The organism is Rhodococcus sp. DT1 (assembly GCF_049844875.1).
Lineage (GTDB): Bacteria > Actinomycetota > Actinomycetes > Mycobacteriales > Mycobacteriaceae > Rhodococcus.
This window is the reverse complement of record NZ_JBNCLW010000004.1, coordinates 407505-427493: the sequence shown is the minus strand read 5'-3', so window position 1 is coordinate 427493 and position 19989 is coordinate 407505. Positions and strand designations below refer to the sequence as shown.

Below are 19989 nucleotides of genomic sequence, written 5' to 3'. Positions count from 1 at the left end.
CAAGGTGGTCAGGCGGCGAAGCCGACCGCACCGATCACCGGAATGATCGTCATGAACACGATCGCGATCACGAACAACGTGATCGTGACCTTCCTGTCCCAGCGCGACCGTGCTCCCGTCGCCGCAAGAAGAAAGAAGACGAAGCCGATGCAGATGGAGCCGATCCCGATGATCACCGATGTTTCGAGCATGGTTCCATCATCGCCCACGCGGGCGGGCGCCTCACGCGGGCCCGTCCGCCGAGCGCGTGAGCGCGATCAGCGATTGAGCTGCGTGATCCGGCCGGAGAGCACGGTCGCGAAACTCGTCCAGCCGGCGTAGGGAGCGAGCGCCGCCCCGGCCACCGGGTTCGCCGCCGCCGTCCGGCGCGTGAGGTCGACCGTACTCGCGGCCAGAGCAGCGGCCACGAGCGTCGCGGGAACGAGCCGGTGCCACGCGAAGAACACCCACGACCAGGACGCATTGAGCACCAGGTTGACGCCGAGCGCAGTGACGTACTTGCGCCGGCCGTCGTGATCCCCGCGTTCGGTCAGCGAGTCGATCGCGACCGCCGAGGTGGCCGCGATATCCGCGTAGAGCGCCGTCCACACCACGGGGAATGCCGCAGCCGGAGGCTGGATGCCGGGCTTGCGCAGCCTGCGGTACCACTTGGAATCCGTTTCGCGGGAAGCGATGGAACCGACGACCGCGGTCACAGTGGTCGCTGCGGCGGTGGCGAGGACGGTAGTGAGCTTCATGCGGGGTGACTCCTGTCGAGTGCATTCCTCTGTGTCGGTCGGACTTCTGTGTCGGTCGGACTTCTGTGTCGGTCGGACTTCTGTGTCGGTCGGGGGCCGGCTCGCGGCTCCGACCGGCTACCCGGGCTCTCGCGCCTCGAAACGCTCCCGGCACCCCGGCGAGTAACCTGACCCCGCGAGCACACAGGGGACGGCGACGGGGGCGGATGATGAGCGGACTCACACAGATCGGCGACGGGGTATGGGCTTTCGTGCGTCCGTCGGGAGGTTGGGGCGAGGCCAACACCGGGCTGATCGTCGCTCCGGGTACGGCGTCGATGGTTGTGGACACCGTCTGGGACACGGCGTGGGCGAAGCGCGTGGCGGAGGTGCAGCAACCTCTCGTGGCGCACGCTCCGATCACCGAGGCCGTCAATACCCACAGCGACGGTGACCACTGGTGGGGCAACGACACCCTGCCGTCGTCCACGCGGATCACGACGAGCCGTGCCGCCCTGGCCGGCATGCACGAGGATCTTCCACCAGCGGCGCTCGGTGCGCTGGCGGGGATCGGCGGGGTACTCGGCGCACTGCCGGGGCCGGTCGGCGCCGCAGGTGCGTATGTTGCCCGCGTGCGCGGCGGCGCTCGCTTTCCCCGTCGCACCCCACGCCTGCCCGACCGCACCTTCGACACGCGGGACATCATCGACATCGGCGACCGCCGAATAGAACTCGAACGGCTCGGGCCGTGTCACACCGCCGGCGATCTCGTCGCCCATGTTCCCGACGCCGGTGTCGTGTTCGCAGGCGACCTGCTCTTCATCGGTTCGACGCCGATCCTGTGGCACGGGCCGATGGAGAACTGGTTCTCCGCACTCGAGCGACTGATCTCGTGGGACGCCGCAACCTACGTTCCGGGCCACGGGCCACTGTGCGGCCACGCCGAGATCCGGGCGCTGCGCGATTACTGGGCGTGGGTGAACGACGCGGGTCGTGACCGGCACAGGGCCGGTCGCTCACCTCTGCAGGCGGCACGAGAACTCGTGCGCAGCCCGGAATTCCGGCAGTGGCGCGAGTGGGAGTCGCCGGAACGCCTCGTACTGAGCCTGAGCACGCTCTTCGATCAGTGGAACGGGAATCCCCCCGGCCCCCCGGCGATCCGCCGCCGCGCCCGCGCATTCGCGGACGCGGAGACGCTCCTCCGCGAGGGGATTCTCTGAACCACCACGTGCAGCAGCGTTACGACAGATGCTCCGGCTGGGGGCGCGTCTTGTGCGACCAGTCGGATCCCACTTCCTGAGTGCTGCACACGTCGGGGCACTCGCTGCTGCGGGTGCCCGTGGGCGCAATCGAAATCACGACCGATTTGTAGGTCGGGCAATTGCTTTCGAGAGCAGTGGAATCGAGAGGGACCAACGGGTTGGTCTCCGGGTAGTAGGCCGCCGCAGACCCGCGCGGCACGTCGTACTCGACGACGCGGAACCGATGGGCGCAGCGCACCCGCTCGTCACCGTCCCACCGGGTGAAAAGGTCGACGATGTCGCCCGGGTCGAGCCCCGCCGCGGCGATGTCCTCACGATGCATGAACACCACACGACGACCGCCCTCGATACCGCGATAGCGGTCGCTCAGCCCGTAGATGGTGGTGTTGAACTGGTCGTGACTGCGCAGCGTCTGCAAGAGGAGATGCCCCGGGGGCACTTGGACGACCTCGATCGGGGACACCGCGAATTCTGCTTTCCCCGTCTCGGTTTGGAAAGTCCGTGTATCTCGCGGCGGGTGCGGGAGGATGAATCCGCCGGGCCGCCGGACATTGACCTCGTACCCCTCGCATCCGGGTACCACCCTCGCGATCCGCGAGCGGATGTTCGCGTAGTCGTCGCGCATCGCCTTCCAGTCGATGCCGTAACGGTCCCCGATCGTCGCCTCGGCGATGCTCGTGATGATCGAGACCTCCGACCGGAGATGCTCACTGGCCGGTTCGAGCGGACCACGGGAGGCGTGCACCGAGCATTCCGTGTCTTCGACGGAGACGAACTGGTGACCGGATGCCTGCACGTCCTTCTCGGTTCGTCCGAGCGTCGGCAGGATGAGCGCTGTATCTCCGCACACCAGATGAGACCGGTTGAGCTTGGTGGAGATGTGGACGGTCATGTCGATTCCGGACATGGCTTCGGACGTGACCACCGTGTCGGGGGCGGATTGCACGAAGTTGCCTCCGAGGCCGAGGAAGAACTTCGCCTTGCCGTCCCGCATCGCGCGGATGGAATCGACTGTGTCGAAGCCGTATTCGCGCGGCGGGTCGAAACCGAACTCCTTCTCGAGCGCGTCGAGGAAGTGCTGCGGCGGGCGCTCCCAGATGCCCATGGTGCGGTCGCCCTGCACGTTGGAATGGCCGCGCACCGGCATGAGGCCCGCACCCCGTCGGCCGATGTTCCCCTGTGCGAACGCGACATTGCAGATTTCTTTGATGGTCGCCACGGCGTTGCGATGCTGCGTCACACCCATCGCCCAGCAGAACACCGTGGCCTTCGACCGCCGCAGCATCTGGGCCGCCTCGGTGATCAGTTGCCGCGACAGCCCGGTCGCCGAGATCACCTCGTCCCAGTCGACGTTCTGGACATGCCGCTTCCAGTCCTCGAAACCGTCGGTGTACTCCCGCACGAAATCGTGATCGATCGCATCCCACTCGACGAGCAACGACGCGATCCCCTGCATCAACGCGAGGTCGCCGTTCACCGCGATGGGCAGGTGCAGGTCGGCGAGGTCCGTGCCGTGCCCGACGACACCGCGCGGGGTCTGCGGATTACGGAAGTTGACCAGGCCCGCCTCGCGGAGCGGATTGATCGCGAGGATCTTTGCTCCGTTGCGCTTGGCATCTTCGAGTGCGGTGAGCATGCGCGGATGATTGGTGCCGGGATTCTGGCCCTGGAGAACAATCAGCTCGGCGTTGTAGACGTCGTCGAGCGTGACGCTGGCCTTGCCGATACCGATCGACTCCTGCAACGCGATGCTGGTGGACTCGTGGCACATGTTGGAGCAATCGGGCAGGTTGTTGGTGCCGAATGCACGGGCGAACAACTGGTACACGAACGCCGCCTCGTTCGAGGCCCGGCCGGAGGTGTAGAAGAGGGCTTCGTCGGGGCTGTCGAGTGAACGCAGCTGCTCGCCGATGAGCGCGTAGGCGTCGTCCCAGTCGATCGGTGTGTAATGGGTGGCACCGGGGCGTTTGACCATCGGGTGCGTGATGCGTCCCTGCTTGCCCAGCCAGAGCTCACTGTGCTGGGAGAGATCGGCGATGCTGTGCCGCGCGAAGAACTCGGGAGTGACCCGGTCGCGGGTGGCCTCCTCGGCAACCGCCTTGGCACCGTTCTCGCAGAACTCCGCGGTCTTCCGGTGCCCCGGCTCCGGGTCGGGCCACGCGCAGCTCATGCAGTCGAATCCCTCCTCCTGATTGAGCTGGAGAAGGGTCTCGGCCGAGCGCACTATGCCCATTTCCCGCAACGAGCGTTTCAACGCGACCGCAACGCCGGTGACGCCGGCGGCACTGTTCTTGTGGTCTCCGACGCGCAAGTCCTGCTCGTCGTACTCGCGTCGTTGATCGTCCCGCATCAGATCACTCCTCACAGCGCAGCGTTTTGTGCTCTGTCCAGTGTGACAGAACCCATAGAACCGGGAGGTCGAAGAGCCGCGGGGTGCGGCCACGCGACCGTGGCCGCACCCCTGCCCCGTCCGTCCGCTACTTGCGGCCGGCCTGCCACTTCATGCCCCACCCGTACTTGCGGTCGAGGTCGGACTGACTGCCGTCGATGTACTCCACCAGGCGGTTGACGGTGACTCCCTGACCGGTGTTCTCGATCATCGCGATGGCGCAGATGCGTGCCCCGTTGTTGGGGGAATCGAGGCGGACCTCGATCTGCGGTCCGGACGGCGGGGACAGCGTGACCACGCCGTCGACCGCGGCCCAGTTGGGCGCGCCCTGGTAGATCATCGCGAAGATCAGCACGCGCTTGAAGAGTTCGGGGCGTTCGAGGTTGATGTGCATGTTCTCGCCACCCGCCACCGAACCGGTGCGGTCGTCACCGTCGAGGTGGATGTACGGCGGCGTGTTCAGCGCTCCGAAGCTGTTGCCGAGAGCCTGGATGACACCCTTGGACCCGTCGGCAAGCTCGAAGAGGCAGCCGAGGTCGAGGTCGACACCGTTGCTCGCGCCGGTCAGCTTGGCGAGGAAGCCCTTCTTCTGCTCCCCGCGCGACCAGTCGAGGTTGACGCGCGTGACGCCCCGAGCGGACCCGCCCTTGGACAGGCTGACCGTCGGGGACTCTTTCGTGAGGTTGATCTTGCTGAGGTTGACGCCCGAATTCTGTTCAGGCTTCTTGCTGTAGTCGATGGCCACGATTACCTTTCGTCGGAACTGCGGTGTGCGGACTGCACTGGGGGTACGAAACAGCGAAGGGAGCCCTCTTCCCGAAATCCGGGTCGGAGGCTCCCTTCGCTGTCGAACTCACTGTCGGACTGCTCAGGCGGACACTATTTCGTCCGCGTCCGCCTTCTTGGCGTTGTTGCGATTGCGGTAGACGCTCGAAGCGAAGGCTGCGCCGATCAGGGCGATACCGACCAGGCCGGTGATCACCTCGGGAACGTGCGTGCCGATCGAGTACAGCAGGATCAACGCGAGTGCGCCGATCGCCCAGTGGGCGCCGTGCTCGAGATACACGTAATCGTTCAGCGTGCCCTTGCGGACGAGGTAGATGGTGATGGATCGGACGAACATCGCGCCGATGAAGCCCAGACCCAGGGCGATGATGATCGGGTCGGACGTGATCGCGAACGCCCCGATGACGCCGTCGAACGAGAACGAAGCGTCGAGGACCTCGAGGTAGAGGAACAGGAAGAACCCGGCCTTACCGGTGGCCTTGGCCAGTCCGCTCGGCCCACCGGTGGGTACTTCGTCTTCTTCCGGGACATGGAACATCTCGCCGAGACCGTTGACCGCGATGTAGGTGATCATGCCGAGCGCACCGGCGATCATCACCGTCGACACCTTGTCGTCGGGTGCGATGACGGTGGCAGTGATCAGCAGCAGTGCGGTGGCGACGACAACCTCGAGCTGGTCGAGCTTGCCTGCCTTCGCGAGCGGAACTTCGAGCCACTTCAGCCACTTGATCTCACGCTCTTCGAGCATGAAGTGCAGGAACAGCATCAGCAGGAACATGCCGCCGAACGCAGCGATCTGGGGGTGCGCGTCGGTGATCAGCGTCTCGTAGCTCGCGCTGCCGTCGGGGAAGTATGCGGCCCCGTCCGCCGGCGGATTGAGCGCAAGATCGAGTGCCGCGATCGGACCGAGCCCGGATGCCACCCACACGATGAGCAGCGGGAACACCAGACGCATGCCGAAGACGGCGATGAGGATGCCGACGGTGAGGAAGATCTTCTGCCAGAACTCGCTCATCCGGCGCAGGACGGTCGCGTTGATGACCGCGTTGTCGAACGAGAGCGAGACTTCGAGGATGCCGAGGATCACACAGAGGAACAGAGCCTGGGGGCCACCGTAGAGAAACGCCACCACAAGAGAGATGACGGTGACGGCCAGCGACGGGCCGAATATTCGCAGAACCACGAAGCGTGGCCTTTCTGAGTAGAAGTCAGGGGCGGTGCAGGGTGGTTACTGCAGGCTCCGGAGAGCGTCGATCCGGCCCCGGCACGGCCGGGACCGGATCACGACTGATCGAACTAGACGTTGACACCGTAATCGCGCGCAATGCCCGACAGGCCCGAGGCGTAGCCCTGGCCGATGGCCCGGAACTTCCACTCGGCACCGTTGCGGTACAGCTCACCGAAGACCATCGCGGTCTCGGTGGACGCATCCTCGGAGAGGTCGTAACGGGCCAGCTCGGAGCCGTTGGCGCGGTCGACGACGCGGATGTACGCGTTGCGAACCTGGCCGAACGACTGGCTGCGGGTCTCACCGTCGTAGATCGAGACGGGGAAGAAGATGGACTCGATGTTCGCCGGCACGGCGGACAGGTCGACGTTGATGACCTCGTCGTCGCCCTCGCCCTCACCGGTGCGGTTGTCGCCGGCGTGCTCGATGGAGCCGTCGGGCGACTTCATGTTGTTGAAGAACACGAAGTGCTGGTCGGAGACGACCTTCTTGTCGGCACCCGTAGCGATCGCACTGGCGTCGAGGTCGAAGTCGGTACCGGTGGTGGTACGCACGTCCCAGCCGAGGCCGACGGCCACAGCCGTGAGGTTCGGCGCTTCCTTGGTGAGCGAAACGTTGCCACCCTTGGTCAAGCTGACGCCCATGCGGGGTCCTTTCGATCGTTCCTACGGTCGACGTACCGGAAGGGCACGCCCAGTGTGCGCGTATGCCCCCACAGTAATAGGTCTCTGTGAGGTGCGCCCCTACCCACTATGCCGACTCCGTGCCGGGTCACGCCCCGAATGCCCAGCCGAGGCCCCCGTACGGGGTCCCGGGGAGGTCGAGTCGACAGGCGCGGGCCGGGCGAGCAGTACCATTCGGTCTTGTGGCGAGCCGATGGACGCGCCGCCTCTTCGGCGGCGGGCGCACCGATGATCCCGCGGCCCTCCGCGCCCATGACGCGATGGTGGCCGCGTTCCTCGACATGGACAAGCGACAGTCCATCGCGGAGGCCGGCGTCATCGCCTCCCACGAGGTCGCGCCGGAACGGGACCTGCTCCGCAGGTGGGAACCGATCCGGCAGAAGTGCTACCAGGCAGCCGAGGCGTATCTGCAACTCGCTCGCACCGAACCCGAGGAAGAGCTGGCCCCTGCCGCAGCCTACGAGCAGGTGATCCACCAGATTGCGGACGCCGCAAGAACTCTGGACGAGTTCTACGAGCGCTACCGCGGTCATCTCGAGCACGCGGTCACGGTCGCGCAGACCGCACCCCAGCTGGCCGCCCGGGTGAGTGCCGATGCCCGCGACGCCCTCGGAGCGCTGGACACACCCGCGAACAGCGCGTTCGCCGAGTACCCGTCCGTCCGCGCGACCACCGACGCGGTGCAACGCGCACTCCACACCCTCGGTGCCGCGACCGGTGCGGGTGCGGTGCGTACCGCCGCCCACCAGGTGGAGGAAGCAACCGCGGCGTTTCGTGAAGCGCTCGCGGAGGCACCGGGACGGCAGGCCGAGGCACGCAACACCCTCGCCTCCGTCACCACCCGGCTCGGCGCAGTACGCACTCGGTCGGAAGGTCTCGCACCGGCCTACTCCGCCCTGCTGCGCGAATTCAACGCCGCCAGTTCGGCGGATCTGTCCGGCAACGAACAACAAGCCCTTCTTCTGCTCGAGCGCGCCGCCGAGGAACTCGACGTCGCCCGCGCGTCCCTCGCCGCAGGACGCCCCGAAGAAGCGCTCGCCCAGGCCGGTGTGGTGCGCGCGGAGCTTGCGCGGGCCGAAGAACTCGTCGATGCGGTGACCGACCGGCTCGCCACGCTGCGAGCCGTCAAGGAAAACCCGGAGTCGAAGGTCCGTGACGTGCGGTTCCGGCTGCGTGATGCACAACACCTCGCGGTACAGCGTGGACTCACAGCAGAATGGGGATCCGTCCTCGACGCCCAGCTGAATCGAATCGACCGGGCAGTCGATGCGCTGACCGGTGTACATCCCGACTACTGGGCGTACGTCAAAGACCTGGACGCGGTATCGACGTTCATCACCGGAGTGGTGAATCGAATGAGAGGACGGAACACGGACCGATGACCGGGGCTACTCACACCGAGGTGCGCGCGATGCGGCACTTCCGACATCTGGACCGGCCCACCTTGGACCGCCTGTTCCTGCACCACCCCCAACCTTTCGGTCACGCCGACGCCCGTGAGCGGCTCGCGATGGCGCTCGGGGCCACGTTGTACGTCCCCGCGACCCGGCACGACCTCACGGCCACCATCGTCCGGCGCTCCGCCGAAGGCGTGACCTCGATGGTGCTCGATCTCGAGGACGCCGTGGCCGACGACGAGGTCGAGGACGGACTCCGCAACGCCGTCGCGACCCTCGACGAACTCGCTCTCCGTGGCGAAGCGCCGATGATGTTGTTCGTTCGCGTCCGCACCCCCGACGGGATCGACCGGCTCACCGAGATGCTGGGTCCCGGAAGCAGCGTGCTCACCGGATTCGTGCTTCCCAAGTTCGGTGCCACTACCGGGGGCAACTTCCTCGACGCGGTCGCCGTCGCCTCCGAGCGGGTCGGGCGGAACCTCTACGCGATGCCCGTCATCGAATCGGCTGCTGTGGTGCACCGCGAAACCCGCGACGACGAACTGCGCGCGATCGCTCGGCTGCTCGCCGAACATCGCCACCGGATCCTCGCCGTCCGGATCGGCGCGACCGACATGTGTGCGACCTTCGGCATCCGCCGCGACCGCGACCTGACGATCTACGACGTGCGGGTCGTCGTCGACGTGATCGCCGACATCGTCAACCACCTCGGCCGCACCGACGGCACCGGGTTCGTCATCACCGGGCCGGTGTGGGAGTACTTCGCCGATCACGAACGCATGTTCCGGCCGATGCTGCGCGCTACCCCGTTCGAGGAGCAGGACGCGGTGGTGTTCCGCCAGCAACTCGTCAGCCGGGATCTCGACGGGCTCCTGCGGGAGATCGCACTCGACCGCGCGAACGGCATCCAGGGCAAGACGGTGATCCATCCCTCGCACGTCGCCGCGGTACACGCGTTGTCGGCGGTCACGCACGAGGAGTTCCACGACGCGACCGACATTCTCGATCGCGACACCGGCGGAGTCAGCGCGTCCGGGTACGGCAACAAGATGAACGAACGCCGTCCCCACCGCACCTGGGCGGAGCAGACGCTGGTCCGCGCGTCCGTATTCGGAGTCACCAACAAGGGCGTCACGTTCGTCGAACTGCTGACGGCGCTGGTGGACCGATGACCGATATTCTCCAGAAGTATTGGGCCACCGAGGAGTTCGGGCTCGCCCTCGAGCATCGAGGAACTTCGAGCGGCTACACCGTCCCGGAACTCGTCCAGCCCGGACTTCGCCGGAACCCGCGCCGGGCACATCTGCTGGTATCGACGGTGCTCGGCAAGCACATCCCCACCGACCCCGCCGCGGTGCTGGCGGCGGGCCGCGACCTCGGGCTCCTCGTCTCCGACCTGCTCGGCGACGACGCCTCGAATGCGCTCGTTCTGGGATTCGCAGAGACCGCAACGGGTTTGGGACACTGTGTCGCCGAGGCGGTGGGTGCCGGGTGCTACCTGCATTCGACACGTCGCCGCGTGCCGGGCGCGGTGGTGTTCGCCGGTTTCGAGGAGGGGCACTCCCACGCGACATCGCACCTGCTGCAGCCCACTTCGCCGGATCTCTTCGCCAACGCCGCGCCGCTCGTTCTCGTCGACGACGAAATCTCGACCGGTGCAACAGCTGTCGATGCCATCCGCGCGCTGCACCGGATTCATCCCCGTGACCGTTACATCGTCGCGTCGCTCGTGGACATGCGCGGCGAGGAGCACCGTCGCCAGACGGCGGCGGCGGAACTCGACCTCGGCGCGACGATCGAGCACGTGAGCCTCGCGGACGGTCACACCGTGCTGCCCACCGATCTCACCGACCGGGTCACCGCGCTACCGGCTCCCGACCTCAATCCTGTCGCTGCTCACCGCGGTACCGTTCGGTTCGTCTCTGTGCCCTGGCCGTCGGACGTCCCCGACGGAGGACGGCACGGCGTTCTGGGCAGCGACTTCGCGGCCTACGACTCCGCGGTCGCCGCGGCGGCAGCGACGGTCGAGTCCGTCCGGGAGAGTGATCGTCCGGCGATCGTCATCGGCCACGAAGAACTCATGTACCTGCCGCTGCGACTGGCACAGGCGCTCTCCGAGCGTGGCACCGCGACCAGATTCCAGACCACGACACGGTCGCCCGCGTACGTCCGGGATGTCCCGGGCTACCCACTGCGGCGCGGATTCTCTTTCGTCGCACCCGAACACATCCCGTCCGAACACGAAACCGAGGCGGCCCGGTACCTGTACAACGCCCGGTGGCCGGAACCCGCCGAAGTACGCCCCGAGTTGATCCTCGTGGTCGACTCTCCGGCCGATACCGAGCGCCTGCGCGCCGACGGGGGCGTGCTCGACGTAGTGAGCGCGGCCGGCGAGGACGTACTGGTGGCGGTTGTGCCGGCCACAGATCCGGCAGCACTGGCTGCTTCGAGGGAGACACGATGACCACGCCGTTGACCGGACCCGATTTCGGTTCGTACGCCCCGGACGAGGTGACCTGGCTGCTCAAGGATCTCTCGCACGTCGACCTCGAAGGCGACATCGCCGAGCGTGAGGCCCGCATCCAGGCGGGACTCGCGCACTACGCGGAGTCGTTGCCGGTCGAGTACCAGCCCGACGCCCCGTACCGGGAGTTGTTCGACAAGGCACTCGCGTCCACCGCGGGACGACTTGCCCACGCGGTGGGAACCCTGACCGAACTCCTGATCGCCGAACGCGGGACGAACCTCACTCTCGTGTCGCTGGCGCGCGCGGGAACGCCGGTCGGAATCCTGATCCGCCGCTGGGCGCAACAGCACCACGGCCTGTCGCTGCCGCACTACGCGGTCTCGATCGTGCGGGGACGCGGAATCGACTCCGCAGCACTCGATTACATCACCGAACACCACGACCCGGCCTCGGTCGTGTTCGTCGACGGCTGGACCGGCAAGGGCGCGATCGCGCGGGAGCTGGCGGCCGCGCTGGCCGAGTACTCCGCCGCCGGTGGCCCGGCGCTGTCGGACGACCTCGCCGTGCTCGCCGATCCCGGTTACTGCGTGCGTACCTACGGCACCCGCGACGACTTTCTCATCGCGTCGGCGTGCCTGAACTCGACGGTGTCGGGTCTGGTGTCGCGCACGGTCCTGAACGACACGTGGATAGGGCCCGGCGAATTCCACGGTGCGAAGTACTACGCCGAACTCGCCGGCGACGACGTCTCGACGCTCCTGCTCGATACGGTGTCGGCCGAATTCGGCGATCGGGCAGCGGCACTGGCGAGCGCACGCGAACTGCTCGGGTCCGACCGCGAACCCACCTGGGCAGGGTGGGAGTCGGTGGAGCGCATCCGTGTGCGGTACGGCATCTCCAGCATCAATTTCGTCAAACCCGGTGTCGGAGAGACGACCCGGGTACTGCTGCGCCGGGTGCCGTGGAAGATCCTCGTACGCGATTTGACCGCCGACGAGCACGCGCACATCCGGATGCTCGCCGCTGCCCGCAACGTTCCCGTCGAAGAGGTTCCCGACCTCGCGTATTCGTGTATGGGACTCATCAAGGACCTACCGTGACAGCAGCATTGATCGCCACCGACCTCGACCGCACCCTGATCTACTCGCGTGCGGCGATGACAGGCACGCAGTATTCGGCCGGAAATCTGCGGTGCATCGAGTACTACGAGGGCGCACCGCTGTCGTACGTCACCGAGACCGCCGCACGACAACTCGAAGACCTCACGTCCGCGCATACCGTGGTGCCCACGACCACCCGGACACCGGAGCAATTCCGCCGCATCGACCTGCCCGGCGGCCCGTGGCGATATGCCATCACCAGCAACGGCGGCGCGTTGCTGGCGGACGGGGAACCGGACGAGCAGTGGCGCCGGCACGTGGAGACGGCGGTACGCGAGGGTGGTGCCTCCCTCGAGGAGGTCATCGCCGAGTTGCGGCGGCGCATCTCCGAGAGCTGGGTGTCGAAGTTCCGGATCGCCGACGGGTTGTTCTGCTACCTCGTCGTCGACGTCGCGGCACAGCCGGCCGGATTCGTCGAAGACTGGCAGGAATGGTGCGGTATCCGCGGGTGGAACGTCTCGCAGCAGGGCCGCAAGATCTACACGATGCCCGACAGCGTCTGTAAGTCCCACGCGGTGGCCGAAGTGCACCGCCGGCTCGCCGACGAGGGAGTGATCGACGCCGACGCCCCCGTGTTCGCAGCCGGCGACGGAGCGCTCGATGCCGAGATGCTGAGGGCTGCGGACGCGGCCATCCGCCCACGTCACGGCGAACTCGAACTGCTCGAATGGCAGCATGCGAACCTCTCGGTGACCGAACACTCGGGCATCGCAGCCGGCGAAGAAATCCTCTCCTGGTTCGCCCGGTCCGCCCGCGCCGAGGGCGGTTCGTAGAGTAGGACTTGCACGCGACCGCCAACACGGTTGCCGACACAGTGAGGACACATCTCTTGCCGACTTCGCTCTCCAAGGGTCAGAACGGACCGCTCACCGTCTCCGACGTCGTCGTTTCGCTCGAACTCACGACACCCGCCGACCTGTCGGCGCTGCTCGTCAAGGCCGACGGCAAGGTACGGTCCGACGCCGACTTCGTGTTCTTCAATCAGCCGGTCGGGCCGGGTGTGCGTCTGGTGCCCGGACAGGCGGGACAGAACTCGTCGCTGGCAGTATCGCTGCCGCAGGTGCCCGCCGATATCGACCAGGTGCGCGCGGTGATCACACTCGACGACGCGACGAGCAGTTTCGGCCGGTTCGCACCGCCCACCGCCCGCGTCTCCGACGCAGCAGGCAACGTGCTGTTCGAGTACCGGATCGAAGGGTTGTCCAGCGAGTCCATCGTGATCGCCCTCGAGCTGTACCGACGGCAGGGGTCGTGGAAGGTGCGCGCGGTCGGCCAGGGCTACGCGGGAGGATTCGCTGCGCTCGTCACCGATCACGGAGTGTCCGTCGACGACGCACCGGCAGCGGCGTCTGCGCCTGCACCGAGCGTCGCCCAGACGCCGCCCCCGCCGCAGGCGGCCACCCCGCCGCCCGCACCGCAGCAGCAGTACAACCAGGCTCCGCCGCCGGCGGCCGCACCAGCGGAGCCCGCCGAGGTCAGCCTGACGAAGAACCGTCCCGTGAGCCTCGTCAAGGGCCAGAAGGTCACGCTCCGCAAGGACGGCGGCGTGGCACTGACGTACCTGCGCATGGGCCTCGGCTGGGATCCCATCGAGAAGCGCGGGCTGTTCGGCAATCGTTCCGCCGACATCGACCTCGACGCGTCCGCAGTCCTGTTCGCCGACCACAACATCGTGGACGTGGCCTACTACGGCCAGTTGCAGTCGAAGGACGGATCGATCCAGCACCAGGGCGACAACCTGACGGGTGAGGGAGCAGGCGACGACGAGGTCGTGCTCGTCGACCTCACGCGCATCCCGGCGCACATCACGACCGTGATGTTCGTCGTCACGTCGTACAAGGGTCATTCCTTCGAGCAGGTTCAGAATGCGTTCTGCCGCCTCGTCGACGGCACCACCAACGGCGAACTCGCCCGGTACACCATGCAGGGCGGTATGCCGTTCACGGGCATGGTGATGGCGAAGGTGTACCGCGAGGGCAACTCCTGGAAGCTGCAGGCGATCGGCGAGGGCATCCAGGCCAAGCATCCCGGTGAGGCCGCACCCCAGCTGGGCCGGTTCCTGGCTACGTAGCGCGGATGACGTATGAGTTCTCGGCGGGGCAGAACGGTCCGCTGACGGTCCGCACGCTGCGTTTCGCCGCGTCCGCGCAGGTTCCGCTGGACCTGTGCGCATTCGTGGTGGACGACCTGCTGCAGGTCGCGACCTCGGACGACGTGGTCTTCTACAATCAGCCGGCCACGGCGGGCGTCCGGGTCGAGGGCGAGACCATCGTCCTCGAGCCGGACGCCCTGCGCCCGGGCGCGCGAGTGCTGTGCGCCGTGGGAGCAGCGTCGACGACGCCGGTATCGACCACGCTGTGTGACGCCGACGGAACGCCTCTCGCGTCCTTCCACATCACGCCCGCGACGGGCACAGAATCCGCACTGCTGTGTTGGGAGATATACCGCCGCAACGGAACCTGGAAGATTCGCGCGCTCGGTGCGGGTTATGCCGGTGGACTCGCGGAGATGTTCACCGCGCACGGCGTCGCGGTCGACGAGCCTGCCGATGTTGCTCCCGCACAGGCGGATGCGTTGCCGACGACGACAGGAACCGAACTTCCCCCGTCCTGCGAACTGGTGTGGCGGATCTTCGAAGACGCTTCCCGGTCGGCCGCCGCCTACGTCGCTGCGCACGAATACGCGCAGCATCGGCTCGACGACGAGTTGTCGGCTGCGGTGGCGGACCCCTCCGCCCGTACCGGTCGGGCAGCAGAAACGGCCCGCGCACAAGCACACCGGCGCTGCGAAGAACTCGTGGCGGCAGCGGAGTCCCGGCATCGTGACGACAGCGTGACGCTCGCCGCCGAACTCGACACGGTCGATGCGGTGCTGCCCGCGTCGCTTGCCTCGTGGGACTCGGGCGCATGGCGCGGCACGCTGGTCCAGGGAGACGGTGTGCGCGTGGGCGAGTTGTCGGCGCCGGATCGCGGGGCGCTCCGGTTACCGATGTGCGTACCGCTTCCCCTCGGTAGGCCGTTGTGGATCGACGGTGAGGCCGCGATTGCCGGCGCGGTCGCGTCGTCGTTGGCGTTGCGTCTGTTGTCCGCGCGCCCCGGATCCCGCCTCGACATCATCGATCCGTCCGGATCGTTGCTCGCGTTGAGCGAACTGGCACGGCCGATGCTCGCCGGCCCTCCCATTCACGACATCGCCGGGGTGGCGCCGAAACTGAAAGGCCTCGCCGAAGCCGCGGACCTCACGGGCCTCGCACTGTCGTCCGGCGCCGAGACGCTCCGGCCCGAACCCCGCGTCATCGTGCTGGCGGGCCTGCCGCACGGGTTCGGCAGCATCGATCTGGTGAATGTCGTGCATCTGGCAAGAATGGGTTCGTCCCAGGACATTTCGATCGTGATCACCGGCGCGGACGACAAAGTCGTGGACAATCCCGCGTACGCCCTCTTGCGCGACGTGTCGCAGCATCTACCCGCGGCCGAGGACGGTCACCTCGCCGATCCGTGGACGAACACCGATTGGCGGTTCGCGGCCGACACGCTCCCCACCGACGAGGAATTGCTGCGCACGGTGGTGGCAGCACTCGGAGCCGTCAGAACCTGATCGCATCACGCAGCGACGATGCCCGCCACCGGGATACGAGCGTCGACGGCCTGCCGGAAGTTGACCATCGCCCGCTTGAGATGGTCCCGGTTGGTGACCAGGACGGCACCCGTTGCGCCACGCCTGAGAAGGACGTCATTGGTGAAGCGTGCGTTCTCCACGGTGGACGTCGAAGCAGTTTCCTCGGTGACGCGATCGGGATGAATGCCGCGTGCGACGAGCCAGTCCTTCATCGCCTGAGCTTCGGTGACGCCGTTGCGCGGTACGCCGCCGGTCACGACGATCGGCGACGCCGGGTAGCGGTGTGCCGCCGCGAGAGCAGCCTCGAGACGCTGTTCCAGTACCGGCCGGATCCTCCCGTCCTCGGTCAGTCCCGCGCCGAGAACAACGAGGTGAGTGCCGATCGGATTCAGATCGAGCATCACCGGAAATCGCGGAGTCAGTTGCTCCAGTTCCGTGCAGACGATGATCAACTCGTCGATCATCCCCTGACACAGCGGCGTCACGGACAGAATCCCGTTCACGACGGTGTCGACGGCAGGGTCGGCGCTCGCCTGCCCTGTCGAAACTCCCAATGTGACCGTGGCCGCGACCAGGGCCGAGGCCACTGTCCGTCGTGCAGCGCTCATTCGAATCCCTTCGGAACATGATCGGATCGGGCTGTGCCGCAGTGTGCCATCGACCGCCGCCGACGGTGGGAGTCCTCGAAGCCCTGTGGACCCTGCATCGACTACCCGATAGGGAATCGTGACATCCGACAAATGTTGCGGGGATGCGCGTGCCCCGGCTCTCCATAGGTTTCCCCTATGGCGTCGTGCGGCTGCAGGTCTTTGTCGCGGCCGCACGACCGTGTTCGACTGAAGCCGCGCGGGCACGCCGGCCCGCGCGTTGCCGACCAGGAGCACGAGTGAGCGAACTGCACCTCCCGAACAGAATCCGGCGATTCGCAGTCGAGCGCCGCGACCGGCCGGCAGTCACCGCAGGCGACACCACCCTGACGTACGGGGAATTCGACTCCTGCACCAACCGGGTGGCGTCTGCGCTGACCACGTTGGCATCGGCACCCGGTCGCATCGGTGCGTTGCTGCGCATGGGCCTGCCCGGTGCGGCGACCCTCGTCGGGTGCGCGAAGGCCGGTCTCGTCTTCACCCCGCTCAACTGGCGTCTCACTCCCGGCGAGGTCGCGGCGATCGCGGTGGACGCCGGGCTGGAGGTCTTGATCGTCGAGCCGGAATTCTCTGCGTCGGCAGCAGCGATCGCGGCGGCACTGCCGCACGTGCATATCGTCGTGGCCGGTGACGGCGCCGCTGTCGCCGGGGCGCGGTCGTGGGAGGAGTTCGTCGCGTCGGGGGACAACATCGACCCCGGAGCGGGCGACGACCCCGAAACGGCGTTCCTGCAGCTCTATACCTCCGGCACCACGGGCAGGCCGAAAGGTGTTGTCGCGGTTCACCGCAATCTGTACAACGTCCCGGAAACCTTTGCCCTGTACGAATTCGAGGACGCATCCGTTTCGCTGGACGCCCTCCCGCTGTTCCACATCGCGGGAGCGGGTTGGCTCACCACGTCGTTGTCGGCGGGTGTGCACACGATTCTGCTCGGTGAGATGCGTCCAGCGATGGTGGCGGCAACGATCGCCGAACACCGCGTCACCCATACATTCATGGTGCCGTCAGCGATCGGCATGCTGCTCGAACTACCCGACCTGGCGAACTACGATCTGTCGAGTCTGAAGGTGATCGCGTACGGTGCGTCGCCGATCACCCCCACGCTGCTCGAGCGGACGATGGACACCCTGGGCTGCCGGATGGTGCAGCGCTACGGCATGACGGAGACGGTGGGCGCGCTCACCGCACTGCGCTCCGGCGACCACGATCCCCGCGGGACGCGCACCCACCTTCTCCGTTCGGCCGGTACACCCCTGCCGGGCACCGAGGTCCAGATCCGCGATATCGCAACGGGTGAACCGCTTCCGCAGGGTGAGACCGGGGAGATCGTGTCGCGTTCCCGCAACAACGTCTCGGGCTACTGGCGTCGCGACGCCGAATCAGCGGCGCTGTACACCGAGGACGGCTTCCTGCGGACCGGCGACGCCGGGTACCTCGACGAGAACGGCTACCTGTTCGTCACCGACCGGGTCAAGGACATGATCATCACCGGCGGAGAAAATGTATATCCCGTCGAGGTGGAAGCCGTGCTCGCGGAACATCCCGCTGTCGCCGAGGTAGCGGTGGTGGGCCTCCCGGACCCGCGCTGGGGAGAAGCAGTCACCGCTGTCGTCCGCATCGCCGACGGCGTCGAACGCCCCTCCGAGCAGGAACTCGTCGCCTTCACCGCCGGGCGTCTCGCGTCGTACAAGAAACCGCAGCGCATCCACCTCGTGGACGAACTGCCGCGCAACGCGAGCGGCAAGATCCTCAAACGCACGCTCCGCGCCACGCTGAGCACACCCGACACCGCCTCCCCGGTGATGACCCCGCCGAACTGAACGCCGAGGCACGCGCAGCGGCCGGGTTTCCGCAGTCGCCTACGATGACGGCGTGGACCTGCATCTCGTGACCTATTTCGTGGCCGTCGTCGACCACGGTGGGATCACGAAAGCTGCTCAGTCGCTTTACATTTCGCAACCCTCGCTCTCCCAGGCCATCCGCACCCTGGAACGTCGCCTGGGGACAACACTCTTCGACCGCACCGGTCGCCGGCTCACGCTCACGGACGACGGCAGGGCGCTCGAGGTTGCGGCACGCCGTATCCTCGCCGATGTCGACCGTGCCAAGCGGAAGGTCGCGGCGGTCCGTGACCTCGAGGCGGGACGGGTGGAGATCGTGACGTTCTCCGCGTTCTCCGTCCACCCCGTCGTGGCGCTCGTCCAGCGGTTCCGCGCCCGCTATCCCGGCATCACCGTCAACATCTCCGACGCGGACGGACCGGCGGGCATCCATGCGGCACTGCGACGCGGGGAGGCGGAGATCGGCGTCACCGACATGTCCGTCGAGCACGCGGGCATGATCACGATCCCGCTCCTCGAACAGGAAATGGTGCTCGCGATGCACCCCGACCTCGCCACCGGTGTCCCCGACCCGGTGACTCGTGCACGAGTCCGGGAGATTCCGCTCGTCCTCGACCTGGGGTCGCGCGCGAGTGCTGCGCGCGCGGGTGAGTTGCTCGGTGAGCAGAACGTCGTCGTCGACTGTGCCCATCCGGCGGCCATCTGGGAGTTCGTCATGCGCGGCACCGGAGCGACGGTGGTCTCCCGGCAGGTGGCCCAGCAGCGAATGCCCAGTGCGGTGATCCGGTCGCTGGACCCGCCGTTCATGCGGCCCGTCGGCCTGGTGCTGCGCCCCGGGGAACCGTCGCCGGCTGCCGCAGCGTTCCTTGCGACTGCCACCGCCGAGACCCCGGGAGCCTGAGCATGGAGTTTCGTCAGGTCGAGTACTTCCTCGCCGTCGTCGAAAACGACGGCATCAACGGTGCCGCCGCCGCGCTGGGTGTCGCGCAGCCCACCGTGTCCCAAGCGCTCCGGAGCCTCGAACGCGAACTCGGCGTCAACCTGTTCCACCGCATCGGTCGCGGGATGGTCCTCACCGCAGCGGGGAAGAGCCTCATCGGTCCCAGCCGTCAGATTCTGCGCGATGTCGATGCGGTGGAAGAGTTGCTCTCCGCGCCGACCGACGAGGTCACGGGCAGCCTCGACCTGATGGTGTTCCCGGCACTTGCCGGCGGGCCGATCGTCGACCTGGTCGCCCGGTTCCGGCGCGCCCACCCCAAGTCCACGGTGCGGTTCTCCGACCTCAAGTCCGAAGAACTCGCCTCCGGCGTGATCCGCGACGGACATTGCGAATTCGTGCTCGCCCATCTCCCACTCGAAGACGGGGTGGGACTCGAGGTGATCGAACTCGGCGAGCAGGAGTACTGGCTCGCATACCCACCGGGCACGGATCTGCCGCCGGGCCCCGTGGCCCTGACCGCGTTGCCCGACATCCCCATGGTGTTCGTTCCGCGCGGCGGTGGGTCGATGAGCGACGAGATCGACTACGCGATGCGCCGGGCAGGGGTGCGACGCCCGATCGCGGTGCTGACCGCCCACCGCGAAGCGCGGCTGCCGATGGTGCTCGCCGGGCTCGGCGGTTCGTTCGTCGAACGTTCTCTGGCCGAGGCAGCCCAGGACGTCGCCGTCGTGCGGGCGTGCGAACCCACGTTCACCCGGCCGTTCGGTCTCGCCTTCGCACCCGAATCCCTGTCGAAAGCCGGGCGGGCGTTCGTGGACCTGGTCCGGTCCACGACGACCCAGCCCTGAGCAGCGG

At 67.1% G+C, this 19989-nt stretch carries 18 protein-coding genes; 11 read left to right on the top strand and 7 right to left on the bottom strand.

Annotated elements, in window-relative coordinates; genetic code table 11:
• Window positions 1–8: 8 nt before the first annotated feature.
• Window positions 9–191: a hypothetical protein gene (locus tag ACLQ3J_RS12650; RefSeq protein WP_072700725.1), complete on the bottom strand. Its 183-nt coding sequence runs from the start codon at window positions 189–191 to the stop codon at window positions 9–11.
• 66 nt (window positions 192–257) lie between these two features.
• Window positions 258–737, bottom strand: coding sequence for a TspO/MBR family protein (locus tag ACLQ3J_RS12645; RefSeq protein ID WP_169623010.1), 480 nt, complete (start codon window positions 735–737; stop codon window positions 258–260).
• 209 nt (window positions 738–946) lie between these two features.
• Here ACLQ3J_RS12645 and ACLQ3J_RS12640 point away from each other — a divergent pair, with 209 nt between their 5' ends.
• Window positions 947–1936 carry an MBL fold metallo-hydrolase gene (locus ACLQ3J_RS12640; RefSeq protein WP_425903435.1) on the top strand — a complete coding sequence of 330 codons (990 nt, stop codon included), beginning with the start codon at window positions 947–949 and terminating at the stop codon, window positions 1934–1936.
• A 19-nt stretch (window positions 1937–1955) separates the two neighbouring features.
• Here the strand turns inward: ACLQ3J_RS12640 and ACLQ3J_RS12635 are convergent, their stop codons facing one another.
• The 4 genes from ACLQ3J_RS12635 to ACLQ3J_RS12620 all read right to left on the bottom strand — a co-directional run bounded on the left by ACLQ3J_RS12635 (window position 1956) and on the right by ACLQ3J_RS12620 (window position 7025).
• Window positions 1956–4328 carry an FdhF/YdeP family oxidoreductase gene (locus tag ACLQ3J_RS12635; RefSeq protein ID WP_169652840.1) on the bottom strand — a complete coding sequence of 791 codons (2373 nt, stop codon included), beginning with the start codon at window positions 4326–4328 and terminating at the stop codon, window positions 1956–1958.
• A 127-nt stretch (window positions 4329–4455) separates the two neighbouring features.
• On the bottom strand, window positions 4456–5112 hold the full coding sequence (locus ACLQ3J_RS12630) for a TerD family protein (RefSeq protein WP_169623013.1): 657 nt from the start codon (window positions 5110–5112) through the stop codon (window positions 4456–4458).
• A 123-nt stretch (window positions 5113–5235) separates the two neighbouring features.
• Window positions 5236–6336 (bottom strand): DUF475 domain-containing protein, encoded by a 1101-nt coding sequence (locus ACLQ3J_RS12625; RefSeq protein WP_169623014.1) that lies wholly within the window; start codon window positions 6334–6336, stop codon window positions 5236–5238.
• A 113-nt stretch (window positions 6337–6449) separates the two neighbouring features.
• The gene (locus ACLQ3J_RS12620; protein ID WP_169623015.1) at window positions 6450–7025 is read right to left on the bottom strand and encodes a TerD family protein; all 576 of its coding nucleotides are present in this window, start codon (window positions 7023–7025) and stop codon (window positions 6450–6452) included.
• A gap of 299 nt (window positions 7026–7324) precedes the next feature.
• Here ACLQ3J_RS12620 and ACLQ3J_RS12615 point away from each other — a divergent pair, with 299 nt between their 5' ends.
• From ACLQ3J_RS12615 to ACLQ3J_RS12585, 7 genes are read left to right on the top strand one after another with little or no spacing between them, the layout of a single operon-like run.
• A complete protein-coding gene (locus ACLQ3J_RS12615) occupies window positions 7325–8446 on the top strand; it encodes a hypothetical protein (RefSeq protein ID WP_425903540.1) in 1122 nt (373 codons plus the stop codon).
• Window positions 8447–8475: 29 nt separating this feature from the next.
• The gene (locus ACLQ3J_RS12610; RefSeq protein ID WP_169623031.1) at window positions 8476–9633 is read left to right on the top strand and encodes an HpcH/HpaI aldolase/citrate lyase family protein; all 1158 of its coding nucleotides are present in this window, start codon (window positions 8476–8478) and stop codon (window positions 9631–9633) included.
• A complete protein-coding gene (locus ACLQ3J_RS12605) occupies window positions 9630–10925 on the top strand; it encodes a phosphoribosyltransferase family protein (RefSeq protein ID WP_169652838.1) in 1296 nt (431 codons plus the stop codon). The genes ACLQ3J_RS12610 and ACLQ3J_RS12605 overlap by 4 nt, the downstream gene beginning before the upstream one ends.
• Window positions 10922–12028: a cysteine protease StiP family protein gene (locus ACLQ3J_RS12600; RefSeq protein WP_169623017.1), complete on the top strand. Its 1107-nt coding sequence runs from the start codon at window positions 10922–10924 to the stop codon at window positions 12026–12028. Before ACLQ3J_RS12605 ends, ACLQ3J_RS12600 begins: the two co-directional genes overlap by 4 nt.
• 56 nt (window positions 12029–12084) lie before the next feature.
• On the top strand, window positions 12085–12861 hold the full coding sequence (locus ACLQ3J_RS12595; RefSeq protein WP_206038854.1) for an HAD family hydrolase: 777 nt from the start codon (window positions 12085–12087) through the stop codon (window positions 12859–12861).
• 56 nt (window positions 12862–12917) lie between these two features.
• Window positions 12918–14159: a TerD family protein gene (locus ACLQ3J_RS12590; protein ID WP_425903433.1), complete on the top strand. Its 1242-nt coding sequence runs from the start codon at window positions 12918–12920 to the stop codon at window positions 14157–14159.
• Between the two features lie 5 nt (window positions 14160–14164).
• Window positions 14165–15685: a TerD family protein gene (locus ACLQ3J_RS12585; protein ID WP_425903431.1), complete on the top strand. Its 1521-nt coding sequence runs from the start codon at window positions 14165–14167 to the stop codon at window positions 15683–15685.
• 5 nt (window positions 15686–15690) lie between these two features.
• Here the strand turns inward: ACLQ3J_RS12585 and ACLQ3J_RS12580 are convergent, their stop codons facing one another.
• Entirely contained in the window at window positions 15691–16314 is a 624-nt protein-coding gene (locus ACLQ3J_RS12580; RefSeq protein WP_425903429.1) for a YdcF family protein, read from the bottom strand.
• Between the two features lie 278 nt (window positions 16315–16592).
• On the opposite strand from ACLQ3J_RS12580, the gene ACLQ3J_RS12575 reads away from it, so the two are divergent.
• From ACLQ3J_RS12575 to ACLQ3J_RS12565, 3 genes are read left to right on the top strand one after another with little or no spacing between them, the layout of a single operon-like run.
• Complete coding sequence (locus tag ACLQ3J_RS12575) at window positions 16593–18173, top strand: long-chain-fatty-acid--CoA ligase (protein ID WP_425903428.1); 1581 nt, start codon at window positions 16593–16595, stop codon at window positions 18171–18173.
• A gap of 52 nt (window positions 18174–18225) precedes the next feature.
• Window positions 18226–19095: a LysR family transcriptional regulator gene (locus tag ACLQ3J_RS12570; RefSeq protein WP_296550364.1), complete on the top strand. Its 870-nt coding sequence runs from the start codon at window positions 18226–18228 to the stop codon at window positions 19093–19095.
• A gap of 2 nt (window positions 19096–19097) precedes the next feature.
• A complete protein-coding gene (locus tag ACLQ3J_RS12565) occupies window positions 19098–19982 on the top strand; it encodes a LysR family transcriptional regulator (RefSeq protein WP_169623024.1) in 885 nt (294 codons plus the stop codon).
• Window positions 19983–19989 lie beyond the last annotated feature (7 nt).